The 13,680-nt window shown below is 69.6% G+C and carries 10 protein-coding genes, 1 tRNA gene and 2 pseudogenes; 5 read left to right on the top strand and 8 right to left on the bottom strand.

Translation table 11 applies throughout. From position 1 onward, the window contains the following. Nucleotide 1: 1 nt before the first annotated feature. On the bottom strand, nucleotides 2–3,502 hold the full coding sequence (locus OG844_RS14170) for a ThuA domain-containing protein (protein WP_406390387.1): 3,501 nt from the start codon (nucleotides 3,500–3,502) through the stop codon (nucleotides 2–4). Nucleotides 3,503–3,700: 198 nt separating this feature from the next. Between OG844_RS14170 and OG844_RS14165 the strand changes: the two genes are divergently transcribed. Then, nucleotides 3,701–4,072 carry an MmcQ/YjbR family DNA-binding protein gene (locus OG844_RS14165; RefSeq protein WP_406390385.1) on the top strand — a complete coding sequence of 124 codons (372 nt, stop codon included), beginning with the start codon at nucleotides 3,701–3,703 and terminating at the stop codon, nucleotides 4,070–4,072. A gap of 7 nt (nucleotides 4,073–4,079) precedes the next feature. Here the strand turns inward: OG844_RS14165 and OG844_RS14160 are convergent. Then, nucleotides 4,080–4,982, bottom strand: a pseudogene (locus tag OG844_RS14160) (transketolase). 52 nt (nucleotides 4,983–5,034) lie between these two features. After that, nucleotides 5,035–5,742: pseudogene (locus OG844_RS14155) on the bottom strand (transketolase). Between the two features lie 129 nt (nucleotides 5,743–5,871). On the opposite strand from OG844_RS14155, the gene OG844_RS14150 reads away from it, so the two are divergent. After that, nucleotides 5,872–5,945: transfer RNA gene (locus tag OG844_RS14150), tRNA-Pro, on the top strand. A gap of 145 nt (nucleotides 5,946–6,090) precedes the next feature. Here OG844_RS14150 and OG844_RS14145 read toward each other — a convergent pair. The 5 genes from OG844_RS14145 to OG844_RS14125 form a co-directional block, all read right to left on the bottom strand. Continuing rightward, nucleotides 6,091–6,501: an ATP-binding protein gene (locus tag OG844_RS14145; protein ID WP_406390383.1), complete on the bottom strand. Its 411-nt coding sequence runs from the start codon at nucleotides 6,499–6,501 to the stop codon at nucleotides 6,091–6,093. A gap of 127 nt (nucleotides 6,502–6,628) precedes the next feature. Next, on the bottom strand, nucleotides 6,629–7,051 hold the full coding sequence (locus OG844_RS14140; protein ID WP_406390381.1) for an STAS domain-containing protein: 423 nt from the start codon (nucleotides 7,049–7,051) through the stop codon (nucleotides 6,629–6,631). Continuing rightward, the gene (locus OG844_RS14135) at nucleotides 7,048–8,133 is read right to left on the bottom strand and encodes a B12-binding domain-containing protein (RefSeq protein ID WP_406396123.1); all 1,086 of its coding nucleotides are present in this window, start codon (nucleotides 8,131–8,133) and stop codon (nucleotides 7,048–7,050) included. The genes OG844_RS14140 and OG844_RS14135 overlap by 4 nt, the downstream gene beginning before the upstream one ends. A gap of 5 nt (nucleotides 8,134–8,138) precedes the next feature. Continuing rightward, complete coding sequence (locus OG844_RS14130; protein ID WP_406390379.1) at nucleotides 8,139–9,821, bottom strand: SpoIIE family protein phosphatase; 1,683 nt, start codon at nucleotides 9,819–9,821, stop codon at nucleotides 8,139–8,141. 236 nt (nucleotides 9,822–10,057) lie between these two features. Next, nucleotides 10,058–11,236 (bottom strand): PP2C family protein-serine/threonine phosphatase, encoded by a 1,179-nt coding sequence (locus tag OG844_RS14125; RefSeq protein WP_406390378.1) that lies wholly within the window; start codon nucleotides 11,234–11,236, stop codon nucleotides 10,058–10,060. Between the two features lie 97 nt (nucleotides 11,237–11,333). Between OG844_RS14125 and OG844_RS14120 the strand changes: the two genes are divergently transcribed. The 3 genes from OG844_RS14120 (at nucleotide 11,334) to OG844_RS14110 (ending at nucleotide 13,640) form a co-directional block, all read left to right on the top strand. Next, complete coding sequence (locus OG844_RS14120) at nucleotides 11,334–11,822, top strand: MarR family winged helix-turn-helix transcriptional regulator (protein WP_406390377.1); 489 nt, start codon at nucleotides 11,334–11,336, stop codon at nucleotides 11,820–11,822. A gap of 427 nt (nucleotides 11,823–12,249) precedes the next feature. Then, nucleotides 12,250–12,405 (top strand): hypothetical protein, encoded by a 156-nt coding sequence (locus OG844_RS14115; protein WP_406390376.1) that lies wholly within the window; start codon nucleotides 12,250–12,252, stop codon nucleotides 12,403–12,405. Nucleotides 12,406–12,635: 230 nt separating this feature from the next. After that, on the top strand, nucleotides 12,636–13,640 hold the full coding sequence (locus OG844_RS14110) for a YdcF family protein (RefSeq protein WP_406390374.1): 1,005 nt from the start codon (nucleotides 12,636–12,638) through the stop codon (nucleotides 13,638–13,640). The last annotated feature ends 40 nt before the right edge of the window (nucleotides 13,641–13,680 follow it).

The following is a 13,680-nucleotide window of genomic DNA, read 5'->3' as shown; positions in this document are numbered from 1 at the left end:
GTCACTCCCCTCCACTCACGTCGATCCGGACCGATCCGGTGCTGGCGTCGCCCTTGTCGTCGGTCACCGTCAGGTGCGCGGTGTATTCACCCGCCCGGGCATAGGTGTGCGTGGCGGTCGCGCCCTCCGGGGCTGCCGGATCCGTGTTGTCACCGAAGTGCCAGTGGTACGAGGCGATCGTGCGCCCGCTCACCGGCTGGACCACACTGCTCAGCGACACCGCGAGGGGCGCGCCACCGTCGGCCGGGGCAGCCTTCACGCCGACCTTCGTACCGGGCCTCTTCTCCACGCCGGAGCCGTTGAAATGCAGCCAGTCGACCGCGAACAGATCGGCCTTCTCACTGCTCCACCCGGAGTTGGTGAACACGGCGTACAGCTTCGTGCTGCTGCCGGGGTTCTCGAGGGCGGTCGTCGGCGACACGACCGTGCCCCAGCCGCCGGTGTTCGGGACGGTCACGGAGCCGAGCATCCGGCCGTCCGGTGAACCGGCCCGGAATTCGACCGTCCCGCCGAGGCCGCCGGAAGCCGCACCGACCGTCACCGACGTGATGTTCCTGAGGTTCACCGGATCGAAGGCGACCCAGTCGCCGTCCTCGATCTCCGTCAGCCGCTTGCCGCCCGAGGCGTCCGTCCGGTCGGCGACGACCGCACCGTCGTGCGTGCCTCCGGTCGAGGTGACGTGCTCGGCCTCCCGGAACGCGGTGCGCAGCGTCAGTGATGTCGAGCCGGTGAGCGCGGGGGAGTCCGCGGCACCCTTGTCCGTGTACTGCGCGGTGATCCCGTAGTAGAGGTTCCGTCCCGGACCGTGGCTGTCACCGGCATCCGTGACGATCTCACCCGTGCACCCCGTGTAGTTGTCGAGAGGGTGCAGATGCGTGTCGTGGCCGAGCTGGGACCGCACCACGACCCGTGAGCAGTCGATCGGCGCGTCCCGGTCGTCCTCCTCGTCCTTCACCTTCACGGTGAAGGGAATGGTGTCGCCGAAGGTGAACATCCCCCCGTCCGGCGGCTGTTGGATCGTCACCTGCGGTCTGCTGTTGCCTACGGTGATGTCCTGGACCACGAGCGCCGTCAGACCGCCCGGGCCGGTGACCGTGAGGCGCGCCGTGAACAGGCCCTTGGTCCGGTAGGTGTACGAGGGGTTCGCTTCCGTCGAGTCGGTGCTGCCGTTGCCGTCGAAGTCCCAGGCGTACGTGACCGGTTGCTCCCCCGGGAGTCCGGATCCGGCGCTGGAGAACGCGACGGTCAGGGGCGCGGAGCCGTTGTCACGGTCGGTGGTGACCTTCGCTTCGGGCAGCCGGCCGTCACCGACATAGTCGATGCGGTAGATGCCCGCACCCTCGTTGCTGCCCCCACGGCCCGTACCGCTGCCGCGCCCGAAGTCGATGACGTACAGCGCCCCGTCGGGGCCGAAGTCGGCGTCGAACGGCTGGTTCCACTCCATGTCCGCGAAGACACCGTTGATGGACTGGAGATCGCCGGCCGCGACGGGAGCGAACCTCGGATCCGAGAAGGTCTGCCCCTCCCGCTGGAAGGAGAACGTCTTGAACCAGCGGCGGGTCAGCTCGTAGGTGAGCCACTTCCCCTCGAAGTACGTGGGGAACTTGGTGCGGTAGGTGTTCTTCGGGTCGAAGTCGTAGACGGGACCGCTCATCGGGCCTCCGCCGCCGGTGCCGAGATCCGGGAACTCGGGGGAGGCGGAGTAGCCGTACGAGACGGTGGCCGGCTGGGCGGGCGGCAGTTCGCGCAGACCCGTGTTGTTCGGCGAGTCGTTGACGAGCGCGTCGCAGTCGAAGGCCGGACCCGAGGTCTTCGTCGTGAAGTCGTAGTCATTGAAAGGGGCGTTGTCGCCCGTGCAGTACGGCCAGCCGAAGTTCCCCGCCTCGGTGATCCGGGTGTACTCGACCGTCCCCTCGGGCCCGCGTCCCGCGACGGCCTGCCGGGCGTCGGGACCGTGGTCCGCAACCATCAGCGCGCCGCTCAGCGGGTCCGTCGTGATCCGGAACGGATTGCGCATGCCCATCGCGTAGATCTCCGGGCGGGTCCTCTCCGTGCCCGGTGCGAAGAGATTGCCCTCGGGCACGGTGTACGTGCCGTCGTCCTGGGGGGTGATCCGGAGAACCTTGCCCCGCAGGTCGTTCGTGTTGCCGGAGGTGCCCTGTGCGTCCCAGGCGCGGCGGCCTTGGCCCTCGTCGATGGGCGCGAAGCCGTCGGAAGCGAACGGGTCGGTGTTGTCGCCCGTCGCCGCGTAAAGATTGCCGGCCTTGTCGAAGGTCAGCGAACCGGCCAGGTGGGAGTTGGCCCTGCCTTCGCCCCGCAAGGTCGGAATGGTCAGCAGACGCTTCTCGGACGACGGATCGACGGTGTTCCCCGAGACGGTGAAGCGGGAGAGGTTCAGCCGCTTCTCCGTCCTGTCGGAATGCAGCAGGTAGAGCCAGTCGTTCTCGGCGAACCCGGGGTCGAGCGTGAGGCCGATGAGTCCGTCCGACTGACTGGTCATCTCCGGTGTGTACGCGAAGTCCAGCGCCGTGGACACCTTCATGGTCTCCTGGTCGATGACCTTGAGCTTTCCGGTGCGCTGGGCGAAGAACACCCGTCGGTCGGGGGCCACGGCCAGTTCGAAGGGGTCGGCGAGATCGCCGGTGGCCAGCGAAGTGCGCTGGAACGAGCCCGTCCGGGTGGCCGTGCAGTCACCCTCCTTGGCGCCCGCGGCCCATTCGATGCCGCCCAGCAGGTGCTTGACGAAGCCCTCCTCCTGGAAGGCCGAGGCCGCATGGCCGCCCGCGGTGAACCAGGAACGGCCGCCGTCGTAGTTCTGGCACCAGGACCACGGATGGTCCACACCCTCGTCGAGGCCGTCGATGCCGTCGCGCACCTTGATCTGCGCGAGTGTGTGCACCTTCGAGGTCGGATTGGTGCGCCAGTTGTACCACTCCTCGGTACGTTCCCAGAGGTCGGGAAGGTCCTGGGTGGAGGGGTGCGCGTGGTCGAGGACCTTGACGCGGCCGGTCTGCACCGCCGGGTGCCGGTCGAAGACGGCGCCGACGAGACCCTCGTACCAGTCCCAGTCGCGCTCACTGGCGGACGCGGCGTGCAGACCGACCCAGCCGCCACCCGCCCGGATGTACTTCTGCAGTGCGGCGCGCTCATCGGCGGTCAGCAAGTCACCTTTCTCCGGTGTGGAGTTGGTGTTGTTGAACACGACCGCCTCGAAGCGGCCCAGATCGGTGTCGTTGAAGACGGCCGAGTCACCCGTCGCCTCGACCTCGAATCCGTTCTCGGCGCCGAGTCTCCTCACCGCTTCGATCCCGGCGGGAATCGAGTCGTGGGTGATGTTCGTGACCTCGGAGTACACCAGCACGCGGAACGGCGCTGCCTGGGCTCTTGGCGGCGAGGCCACGAGCAGACCGAGGATCAGCGTCAGAAGCGCGGTGAGGGCGATGACGGGCGGGGGGAGGGCGCGGGACGCGGGACTGCTCCGTAATAACGGGCGGCTGCTCATTGGGCGCTCCCTGTGCGGTTGAAGCCGACTGTGGGGTGTAGAAAGCGCTTTCTGGAGTGCGTTGTTCAGATTAGGTTCACGTCTTCGGCGGGGTCAATGGGTCGACAGCGCCCGGTGGGACGTCCCGTGGTTGTCGGTGCCGGGCGCTACGGTCGGACGGACCGCAGCCGCTGGAGCTCACCGGAACGGGGACCGTCGATGACCACCACCGCCGACGATGTACGCACCATCGCACTGACCCTGCCCGACACGGCCGAGAAGCTCGCCTGGGGCCAGCCCACCTTCAGAGTGGCGGGCAAGATCTTCGCCGCGCTGGGCGACGACGACACGACCATGGGTGTGAAGTGCCCGGTCGAGGACCGGGCCGAGCTGATCGCCTCCGAGCCGGAGAAGTTCTTCGTCCGCGAGGGCCACGACGACAACTACGCCTGGCTGCGGGTGCGCCTCGCCGCGCTGGAGGACGCGGCCGAGCTGACCGCCGTCCTCACCGACTCCTGGCGGCAGGCCGCCCCGCGCAAGCTGCTCGACGCCCACCCGGAGCTGAGCGTGCCGCCCGTTCCCGGCGGCTGAGGGTCACTCAGGGCCTCAGGAACGCCGTGATCCGCTGCCGCAGGCCGCGAGGATCCAGGCCGTGCGACACCAGGTGTTCCGCCGGCTGTCCGTATGTGCGCAGCTCGGCCCGGCCCACCCCGAGCCCGAGGACGCGGTGGAGCAGGTCGAGGAGTGCGTCGCCCGCCGCAGCCGTGGACGGACGTACCCGCCAGGTAGGGCTCGACGACCACGACACCGGCGGCGGGGCCCGCGCCTGCCGCCCGGGGCAGTCCCGCCGCGTCGAAGGGCCGCACCGTGGTCGCGTACAGCACGGTCACATCCAGGTCCTGCGTCGCCGCCGGCACGTTGTCGAGCAACGGTCCCACGGCGATCATCACGCCGCCCGTTCCTCCCGGACCGTGCCGAAGCCGGTCCCGCCGACGGGGCGGCCCTTCCCGTCGGACTGGAGGGAGAGGTGTACGTACACGCGGCCGTCCGCCGCGACTGCCTGCCGCACGAGCACCTCGGCCTCGTCCGGGTGGCCCGGCACGTGCACCGTCCAGCCGTCGAGCGTGTCCAGGAGGGCGACGTCGCCCGGCGACATGTGGGTGAAGCCCCCGGCCGGCCAGTCGTACGCGGCCCCGGCGCTGATCAGCACACCACCGACCCCCCGGTGCCCCAGGTCCGGCTTCACCTGCTCGAAGGGTCGCTCCACCAGAAAGCCGGCGAAGGTGCGCATGAGCGGCCGCATCCCGGTCAGGGCCATTCCGGCTCCCGCCCCGATGAGGAGCTGTTCCCTGATCCCCACGTTGACCACCCGGTCCGGGTGCGTCCGCTCGGCCCGGTCGAAGCCGTCCCGGCTGATTTCGGCGAGTACCAGGGCGAGGCGGGGGTCCTCGTCCAGCAGCCGCGAGGTGGTGGCGATGAACCGGTCACCCATGGTGTCCATGGGATAGGTCTCCGTTGTCCTGTTTCGGTCGCCCTGCTTCGAAGGCCGCCGTTCAGCGCTTGGGTGCCGCACGGGCGATCGCGGAGTGGGGCCTGCCGGGGTGCGGCGCGGTGAAGGCGTCGTACAGCGCCTCGTGGTCCCGGCCGTCCAGGGCCAGGACCGACCAGCCGGTGGCCTCGAACCGTGCGGCGATGCCCCCAGGTCTGGCGTGGGACGCGGAGGCGTTGTCGATCACCAGGGTGGGGAGCTGCTCCAGGCCGGCGGGGCCCACGTAGGCGATCGCCTCGTGATCGCTGCCCTCGTCCAGCTCTGCATCCCCGGTCAGGACCCATACGCGCCGGTCGGTCAGCCCTTGCGCGCGGAGGCCCAGCACGCTGCCCACGGCCAGGGGGAGCCCGTGCCTGAGGGACCCGCTGCCGATCTCGGCCCCCGGTACCAGCAGCCGGTCGGGGTGGTGCCCGAGCGGTGAGTCGTACGACCCGAAGCCGGGCAGGAGCTCCTCGCCGAAGAAGCCGCGTGCGGCCAGCACGGCGTAGTACGCCATCGGCCCCTGGCCCTTCGAGAGCAGGAGCCGGTCGCGGTCGGGGGCGTCGACGGTGGCGGGCGGGCGAGACCCGCAGCACCCGGTCGTACAGCACCCGGAGGGCGTCCAGGGTGGAGGTCGCGGCGGGCCCGTTCTTCTCGTCGCCCGTCATCAGGCCCATCAACCGGTTCAGGTCGCCGTACCCGTGGACCGGCGCGGCGGAGTCGTGTTCGTCATACCGCCCCGCGTTGAACATCAAGCATGGTTGAGGTCAAGGACCGGAAACGGGTTCGTGACCACCCTTCCAAGTGCGGTATTGTTCTCATGCGCGTTCGGCCAGGGGAAAAGACCAGGTCAGACGGGCAACGGGACGTGGCGCAGCTTGGTAGCGCACTTGACTGGGGGTCAAGGGGTCGCAGGTTCAAATCCTGTCGTCCCGACTCGTAAGAGTCGCAGGTCAGAGGCCGTATCGGAGTGACTCCGGTGCGGTCTTTTGATTTCCTGGGGGCCGTTGGCGGACCGTACCTCGGTTACGCACCTCGTCGGGTTCGCTGTCCCGCGCCCCGCAACGCTTGGCGGGTCGCGTCAACGACTGAGGACGGCGCGTACACACTTGCCGCCTTGCCCGGAGGGGTTGACCGTGACCGTGCGGGCGAGAAGGCGGACCAAGGGCCAGCCGAACCCGCCCCCGCCCCCGCTCAGGTCCGGCGGGCGCTCGCGCGGTGGTTCCTCGCTGGGGTCCCGCACGACGATCTCCAGCGTCATCCGGTCTGCGGCCAGGCTCATCGCGGTGAGACCCCCCGCGTGCCGCAGCGCGTTCGTGACCAGCTCGGAGGTCACCAGAACCGCGTTGTCGACGCACTCCCCGGTGGGGGCGGGCGACAGCTCCGAGAAGAACTCGCGCAGGTCGTCGCGTGCCTGCGCAGCCGTGGCCGGACATGTGGTGCGCCGGGCGTGCCCGGTCCGCCGTTCCCTCGTGGTGTGCGGCTGACTCATGTTCTGAATCCCCTTCGCCGTGAAGCTTTGCTCCGGTGAACTGCTCCTGCCCTGATAGGGCGGTGGCTAACTCATCCGGTGCCGTCCCGGGAGGAGCGCAGGCGGCAGCCGGCAGGACGATGTCCGGTCAGACAGTGGGTCTGTGCGAGGGAGAGGTTGGCGGACGTGAGGTGGGCGCGGCTTCGTTCGTGTGTGTCTGCTCGTCCTGCTGGGACGGGGGCGCCTGCACGAAGAGCTTTCGGATGCCCGTGAGGTCGAGGACGCGTTCCAGGAAGGGCGGCGGGTTGTGAAGATGGAGGGCTACATTCCGGGCGCTGGTTCGGCGGTGGACCATCAGGAGAGCGGAGACGCCCATGGAGTCGCACAGCCGGAGCCCTGCGCAGTCGAGGTGCAGTTCGCGCAGGTCGGGGAACTCGGTCAGGCAGGCGTCGGCCTGACGGGTGAGCTCGCCACTGGTGTCGTAGTCGAGGTCGCCGACGAGATGGAGCCGTGCGGTGCCCGTCCCTGCTTCAACGATGAGGGTGAAGGGCCGGCTGGGCTGTGCGGTCATGCGAGGGCTCCGGAATGTCGGCCGGTGGTGGTGACGGCGCCGTCGAGGGCGAGTTGTGCCTGGTTCAGCAGCCGCGTGGCACGGGGGAAGTCCTTGAGCTCGGCGGCAAGGGCGTCCAGGGCGGGACCCAGGGACCGGGCGGGGACCTTGCGGGCGGAGAGGATGCCCGCGGTCCAGGTCATGAAGGTGGTGAACAGGTCGTCGTCGTCGACGTAGAGGGACCCGGCCAGGAACTCGACGATGTGGGCGACGTCCTCGGCGGTTCGTTCACGTTGCTGATCGGTGTAGGTCACCATGGCGGGAACGCGCTCCTCCAGGTGCGCCAGCACCTGCTTGACGAGCCGGCCCTGCGCGCGGGCGACCATGGTGTACTCCTGGTCGGCGAGGTGCGGAAGGTCGTCGAACTGCTGGCGGCCCTCGGTGAGGCTGTGCATGGGGATCCCGTCCGCGAGCTGCTGCGCTCCGCCCCGCGCGTCGGCGGCCCAGGCGTTGGCGCCCAGTCTGCGGGCGTAGCGGCCGTCGGGTCCGAAGGCGGCACCGCCGGCCAGGACAGGTACGCCGACCGCCTTGCACGCGCTGATCGCGGCGTGAGCCGCGGGCAACCGGGTGGGCAGGGTGGAGGAGAGGGCCACGGCGTCGGCTCCGCTGCTGTGCAGGTGGGCGATGAGGTGCGGGGTGGGCACCTGGGCGCCGAGGAAGTCGACCTGCCAGCCCCGGAGAGTGAGGACCTCGGCGAGGAGGCGGGCGGGGAGGACGTGCCATTCCTGGTCCACGCAAGCGACCGTGACACGGCCGAGTCCGGGCGAGGTCCGGGCCGCGGGGCGGTGGGCGAGGGCGGCGATGACGCGCTCGGTGATGGCGCTCGCGGCGTGTTCCTGCGCGACGGTGAGCCGGTTGGCCGCCCACTCGGAGCCGACCTTTGCCTGCACCGGTGCGATGAGGTCCAGCAGGGCCTTCTCGGTCTCCCACCCGTTGTCCAGGGCGGCGAACACGATCTCCACGGCCCTGTGCTCGTCGCGGCGGGTCACGGCCGCCCACAGTTCGTCCCGTATCGTCCGGAGTTCGCGGCTCTGCTCGGTCATCACGTTCATGCGGTGTACCTGCCCCGAGTGTGGCCGTTCACCGCGCTCAGGTGCGTGGTGCGGGGTGCGGTGATCGCCACGACCGCCATGTCGTCGTGGCGGCCGCTGCGCAGCCACTGTGCGGCCAGCATCTGAATGTGCTCGACGACGGCCTCGCCGGGCATGTCGGCGCACTGCGACAGCGCCCGCTTCAGGCGCGCTTCGCCGAACATCTCGTCGCCGAGCGGTCCGCCCCGGGCCTCGGTGATGCCGTCGGTGTAGAGCAGGCACGTCTCCCCGGGGAGGAGGACCGCCTCGACGGATTCGGCCTCGATGTGCGGGAGGGCGCCGATCAGGGTGCCGCGGGTCTGGATCTCCTCGACGCTGCCGTCGGTCCGCACCAGCAGCGGGGCAGGATGGCCGGCCGACGTGAGACGCAGCCGGACCTGGTTGTCCGTGCGCTGGACGGAGGCCATGACCATGGTCGCGAAGCGCGTGTGGTGGGAGTTGAGGAGTGCGCCGTTGAGGAGCTGCAGCATCCGTTCGTGATCCTCCGCCATCGGCATGAGCGCCTGCATGGTGTTGCGGATCTTGCCGGTCAGGACGGCCGCGTCCAGGCCCTTGCCGCAGACGTCGCCGAGAATGACGAGGGAGGCTTCGGAGTGGCTGCTGCCGGGGTGGACGTCGTAGAAGTCGCCGCCCACCCGTTCCCTGTCGCCGGCGGGCTGGTAGGCGCCGGCGAACTCGACGCCGTTCATGCGGTGGAGCTGGGGCGGCAGCAGGTCCCGCATGAGCGTCTGCGTGATGTCGTTCTGCTCGGCATAGAGCCGGGCCGCCGAGAGAGCGGCGCCGGCCCGGGCGGCGAAGAGCCGGGCGAAGACCTCCTCCGTCTCCGTGAATCCGCTCTGCGCCGTGCCGCGCAGCAGGATCAGGGCCCCGGCGGGCACACCGTGGCCGGGCAGCGGAGTGACCACGACCGACCCGATCGTCCCGGTGAAGTCCGCGGGAAGCACCCAGTCGGGCAGAGTGGCGGGGTCGATCCACCGGGACGGTACGGGCGGAAACCCTTGCAGCGCTTCGCTGAGACCCGGCACCTGCGCAGCGTCCGCGGCGATGAGGGCGCGGGTGACCTCGTGGCCCGGGACGGCGTGCGCGACGGGCAGCTTCTGCCCGGATGCGGGGGCCACGACCACCGCGACGTCGGCCAGATACTCCGCGGCGAGTCGAGCGGTGGCGCGCATGCACCGGTCCGTGTTCAGCGAAGCCAGCAGCACATTGGAAGCCTCCGCGAGGAACGCGGTGCGCTCCCGCTCAGCGGTGAGCGCTTCCTCGGCGAGCCGCCGGTCGGTGTCGTCGACCAGCCACCACACCACGTTCCCGTCCTGGCCCCAAGCGGGACGGGCCTCGAAGCTCTGCGCCGCGATCCGTCCGGAAACCGGGGGAGGAGCCACTGCTCCCTGAGAGCTCTGCGCAGGCAACCGAGCGCGCACCACGGCCTCATGATGGGCCCGCGCCAGCCAGTCCGGAACTGCCTCCTCCATGCGTGTCCCCGGCAGCACGTCGCCCAGGAGGCCGACCGCGGCCGGATTCACCATGGCGACGGCGCCGACCTGGTCGGCCACGATCACGGGGTAGGGGGCCAGGTCCCAGATTCCGGACAAGGGGCGCTGCTCAGCTTTCGTAACGGAGTTTCCCTCGGTAGAAGCCATGAAGGGGAGCCCGCCTACGGTGGGCCGCACCACCTTCCAACTGGACGAAAAAACAATTACCTTACGGCAACCATCTCGCACGCCTCTCCCGCATGGCAACCTGACCTCCGCCCGTCATCGCCCGAAAGTGCCATGTCGCGCACGCAATTCACGCCACGGTGCCCGAACCTTCACAGGAGGGCCACGGAGGGAGTGTCATCTGTCCTTCATGGGGAAGCAGCTCAAGCCGGCGTCCGTCAGACAGCTTCCGGTCGACCGTGCCAATCCAGACACACCACAAGGGAGTCGTCCGCTACCGGGCCGGGCCCCCGGTGTCCGAGCAACTCCTCCAACATCGCCCGGGGGACTTGTGAAGCGGGCAGTCGACCCGTGCGAGTGATCGCCCTCGCCAGGGCGTGGAGGCTGTATTTCTCACCTGCGGGGGACAGGGCGTCGTAGACCCCGTCGCTGATGAACAGCAGCCGGTCGCCGGGCTCGACGGCGAAGTGCTCAGGGGCGTAGACGGAGTCCTCGAACATCCCCAGGGGGATCTGCGGGTCCAACTCGACCGGCTCGACCACGCCTGCGCGAAGCCGCCAGATGCGCGGCGATCCGGCGTCGATGATCTCCACGTTCCCGGTCGGGAGGTGGAAGCGGAGCAGCAGGGTGGAAAGGTACTGGTGCCCCTGGTGCCGGCCGTAGACCGCCTGGTCGGCGAGAAGGGCTTGGCCGACCAGGTCCAGGCCCGCCCGTCGGGCGTTGCGCAGCGCGTTCACCGCGAGATTGGTGAGCAGGGCGGCGTCGATCCCCTCGCCCATGCCGTTGCTGACGGTGAGGACGAGGTCGTCGGCGGAGGTCGACCAGTCGAAGCTGTCGCCGAAGATGGCGTAGGCGGGCTCGAGCTGGGCGCCGATGCTGTACTCCGGCCGGGAGCACGAGCGTCCCGGGAGCAGTTGCCACTGCATCTCCGCGGCCAGGGTCAGACGTTCGGTCCGGCGGGCCCGGAGGAAAAGATCCGTGTCGCGCTCGGCGACCACGATCTCGTGTGCGAGGGCGTCGGCGCTCTCCTGCAGCTCTTGCCGTACGTCTTCGCGGATGCGTGCGTCATCGGCCGGCAGGCAGACGCTCAGCACCCCGAGCCGGTCACCGCGAACGCTGACGGGCACGAAGACCGTTACCGTGGACGAGGGGCCAATGGCACAGTGAGGCTCCTGGGCCGTGAAAGCGTGGCCCGCAGCCGTGCCGCGCAGCGGGATCGGAGGAGCGGTGTGAGGCAGGACACGCACCAGCTGCAGCTCGGTCATGGCGTAGTCGGCCATCAGGAGTTCCACCGACACCGCACGGTGCCGACGTTCGATGAGAGCGCGGAGTGCGTCGAAGATCTCGTGCGGCGCGGCCTCACGCAGGACGCGCTCGACCGCCCAGGGTCTCTCCACCGGTTCCGGACCTGCTTTCCTTGACCTAGTCTTCTTCGTGCGCCTGCCCACAACGACCAGCCGCAACGAGCACACGGTGCTCCACCGGGAGTGTCACATGCGCGAGGACCCCGTTCGCCTCCAGCCGCAGACGCCCATGGGCGTGCCTGAGATCAGCCACGTACTGGAACTCCTCGAAAGCGCCTGGGAGCAGAGCCGCGACATCCTGAGCACCGCACCCGTATCCACTGCGCAGATCCGGGTGATGTACATCATCGAGCGTGAGCCCGGGATCAACCTGAGCACGCTCCGGCGTCATCTCGCCGTGGGCGCTCCCTCGGCCACCCGCCTCTGCGACCGGCTGCAGGCCGCCGGGTTCCTGCGCAGGACCCCTCGCCCCGACGACCGCCGTGAGACGGGGTTGGAGCTCACCGACGCCGGCACCGCGCACCTGCGCGAGATCCGGCGCCGCCGCGAGCGGGCCCTGCGCCTGACGATGAGCCGCATGACACCCGACACGCGCGACGCCCTGGCCACGGGGCTGGCCGCGTTCTGCGAAGCAGTGGCCGAGGCGGGGCCCCACTCCGCCGAGCTTCCTCACCGCTAGAGCGACGTACCCCTGCTCCTCCGCACCCCTCCCCGCTGGAGCGACGTGCCCCTGCTCCTCCGCACCCCTCCCCGCTGGAGCGACGTGCCCCTACTCCTCCGCACCCCTCCCCGCTGGAGCGACGTGCCCCTACTCCTCCGCACCCCTCCCCGGCGGGTGCCCGGTCGGCTCCCGGCCGAGTGGTGCGGGACGCCCACCCGGAAACAGGCCCGGGACGGTACCGCACCGGGCCGGCGAACTGTGCGTGCATGGGAGGCGGGGAGCAGGGCACACGGGGGGAGCACGACAAACGTCCTGCAACCGCCGATCGCGCGACGGCCGAGATGCCACGTGGCGCCGGTTGTGCGGCTGACAAGAACAGGGTGCTGCGGGCCTGTCGAGCACGGAGCCCGTACGCACCGAAGCAGACATGAAGATCGGAATCGAAATGATCATACTTGGCGTCATATTGCTCCTCATCGGCATGCTGGTCGGTGTCTCGTTGCTGACGACGGTCGGTGGCATCCTCGTGGTGGTCGGTGCGGTCCTGTGGATCCTCGGCGCGAGCGGACGCTCGGTCGGCAGGCGTAAGCACTACTTCTAAGAGCCACCTCATGCCCGGACCGGGGCCGGCGGAGATGTCCGTCCGCCGGCCCCGCAGTGCCGGCCCGGCCACGTCGGCCCCTGCCGTGATCACCTGCGCCGGCATCGTTTCCACCTGCCGGGCCAACTCGGCCGCCCCTCACCGCAGATACCGTTCCCACCCGCGCGGACCAGCACCTTTGCGGGCCGGCCGACCCCGTTGACGCCTTCCCCCCGGCTTACCATGTGCGCATGGTGGTCTACGCTCCCGCTGTCCTGTTCTTCCTTGCTTTCTGCGTCGGCGTGTTGCGGGATCGCCGCCGGTTCAGCAACGCCGTGTTCCTGGGCCTCGCAGGCGTGTTCGCGCTGGCCGCCTGGCTGGTCGAACTCACCCGGGACGATGCCCGGTTGGGTAGATCGGTCATCGTCGGGCTCCTGGTCCTCGCGGTGTTGGGCATCATCGTCCTGGCCGGATTCCTGGTGTCCAACGGTGTGACCATGATCCGCAAGGAAGGGCGAAGCCCGGCGAACCTCCTGTCGCTGATGGGAGGGGTCGCGCTGGTGGGGCTGCTCGCGCTACTGGTTGTCGCGTGGGTCCTCCGCACCCGCACCTTGCTGGCCGTGGCGGGGACGGCCGTCGCCCTGGCGGGATACGTCGCGTTCCTCTTCCTCTGCTTCATCTCCTACGCGTTCCTGTACGGGCGTCTGCACGTTCGCCGCAAGGCCGACTACGTGGTGGTCCTCGGCTCGGGACTCGTGGGCGGCTCCTCGGTGCCCCCGCTCCTGGCAAGCCGTCTCGAACGGGCCCGTGACGTCCACGCCAGGCTCTCCGTGCGAGGGAGGCGGCCGGTGCTTCTCACCTCGGGCGGTCAGGGGCCGGACGAGGAACTGCCGGAGGCGCACGCGATGGGCGACTACCTTGTGGAGCGCGGGTTTCCGGCGGAACTGATCGAACGTGAGGACCGCTCGGCATCGACCGAGGAGAACCTCAGGTTCAGCAAATCGATCATGGAGAAGGCGAATCCGGACTACCGCTGCGTGATCGTCACGAACAACTACCACGTGTTCCGTGCGGCGATGACATCGCGGCAGGTCGGTGTGAGAGGCCACGTGGTGGGCTCTCCGACAGCCTCGTACTTCTGGCCCAGCGCGATGATCCGTGAGTTCGTCGCGATCTTTCTCGCCTACCGGCGCACCAACCTCGGCATCTGTCTCGCCCTCGTCGTCGGCGGCACGGTCATCTGGTGGATCCGGTGAACCCGGGCGGGCGGACGGAGCCGTACGGCCCGGGGCGCGC

The sequence above is a fragment of the Streptomyces sp. NBC_00887 genome, assembly GCF_045207585.1.
The sequence above is the reverse complement of the archived record's forward strand: the minus strand, read 5'-3'. Positions and strand labels throughout refer to the sequence as shown.

Coding starts and splice junctions, on each gene's coding strand:
- OG844_RS14170 (WP_406390387.1), bottom strand. CDS start 3,502: ATGAGCAGCCGCCCGTTATTACGGAGCAGTCCCGCGTCCCGCGCCCTC.
- OG844_RS14165 (WP_406390385.1), top strand. CDS start 3,701: ATGACCACCACCGCCGACGATGTACGCACCATCGCACTGACCCTGCCC.
- OG844_RS14145 (WP_406390383.1), bottom strand. CDS start 6,501: ATGAGTCAGCCGCACACCACGAGGGAACGGCGGACCGGGCACGCCCGG.
- OG844_RS14140 (WP_406390381.1), bottom strand. CDS start 7,051: ATGACCGCACAGCCCAGCCGGCCCTTCACCCTCATCGTTGAAGCAGGG.
- OG844_RS14135 (WP_406396123.1), bottom strand. CDS start 8,133: ATGACCGAGCAGAGCCGCGAACTCCGGACGATACGGGACGAACTGTGG.
- OG844_RS14130 (WP_406390379.1), bottom strand. CDS start 9,821: ATGGCTTCTACCGAGGGAAACTCCGTTACGAAAGCTGAGCAGCGCCCC.
- OG844_RS14120 (WP_406390377.1), top strand. CDS start 11,334: ATGCGCGAGGACCCCGTTCGCCTCCAGCCGCAGACGCCCATGGGCGTG.
- OG844_RS14115 (WP_406390376.1), top strand. CDS start 12,250: ATGATCATACTTGGCGTCATATTGCTCCTCATCGGCATGCTGGTCGGT.
- OG844_RS14110 (WP_406390374.1), top strand. CDS start 12,636: ATGGTGGTCTACGCTCCCGCTGTCCTGTTCTTCCTTGCTTTCTGCGTC.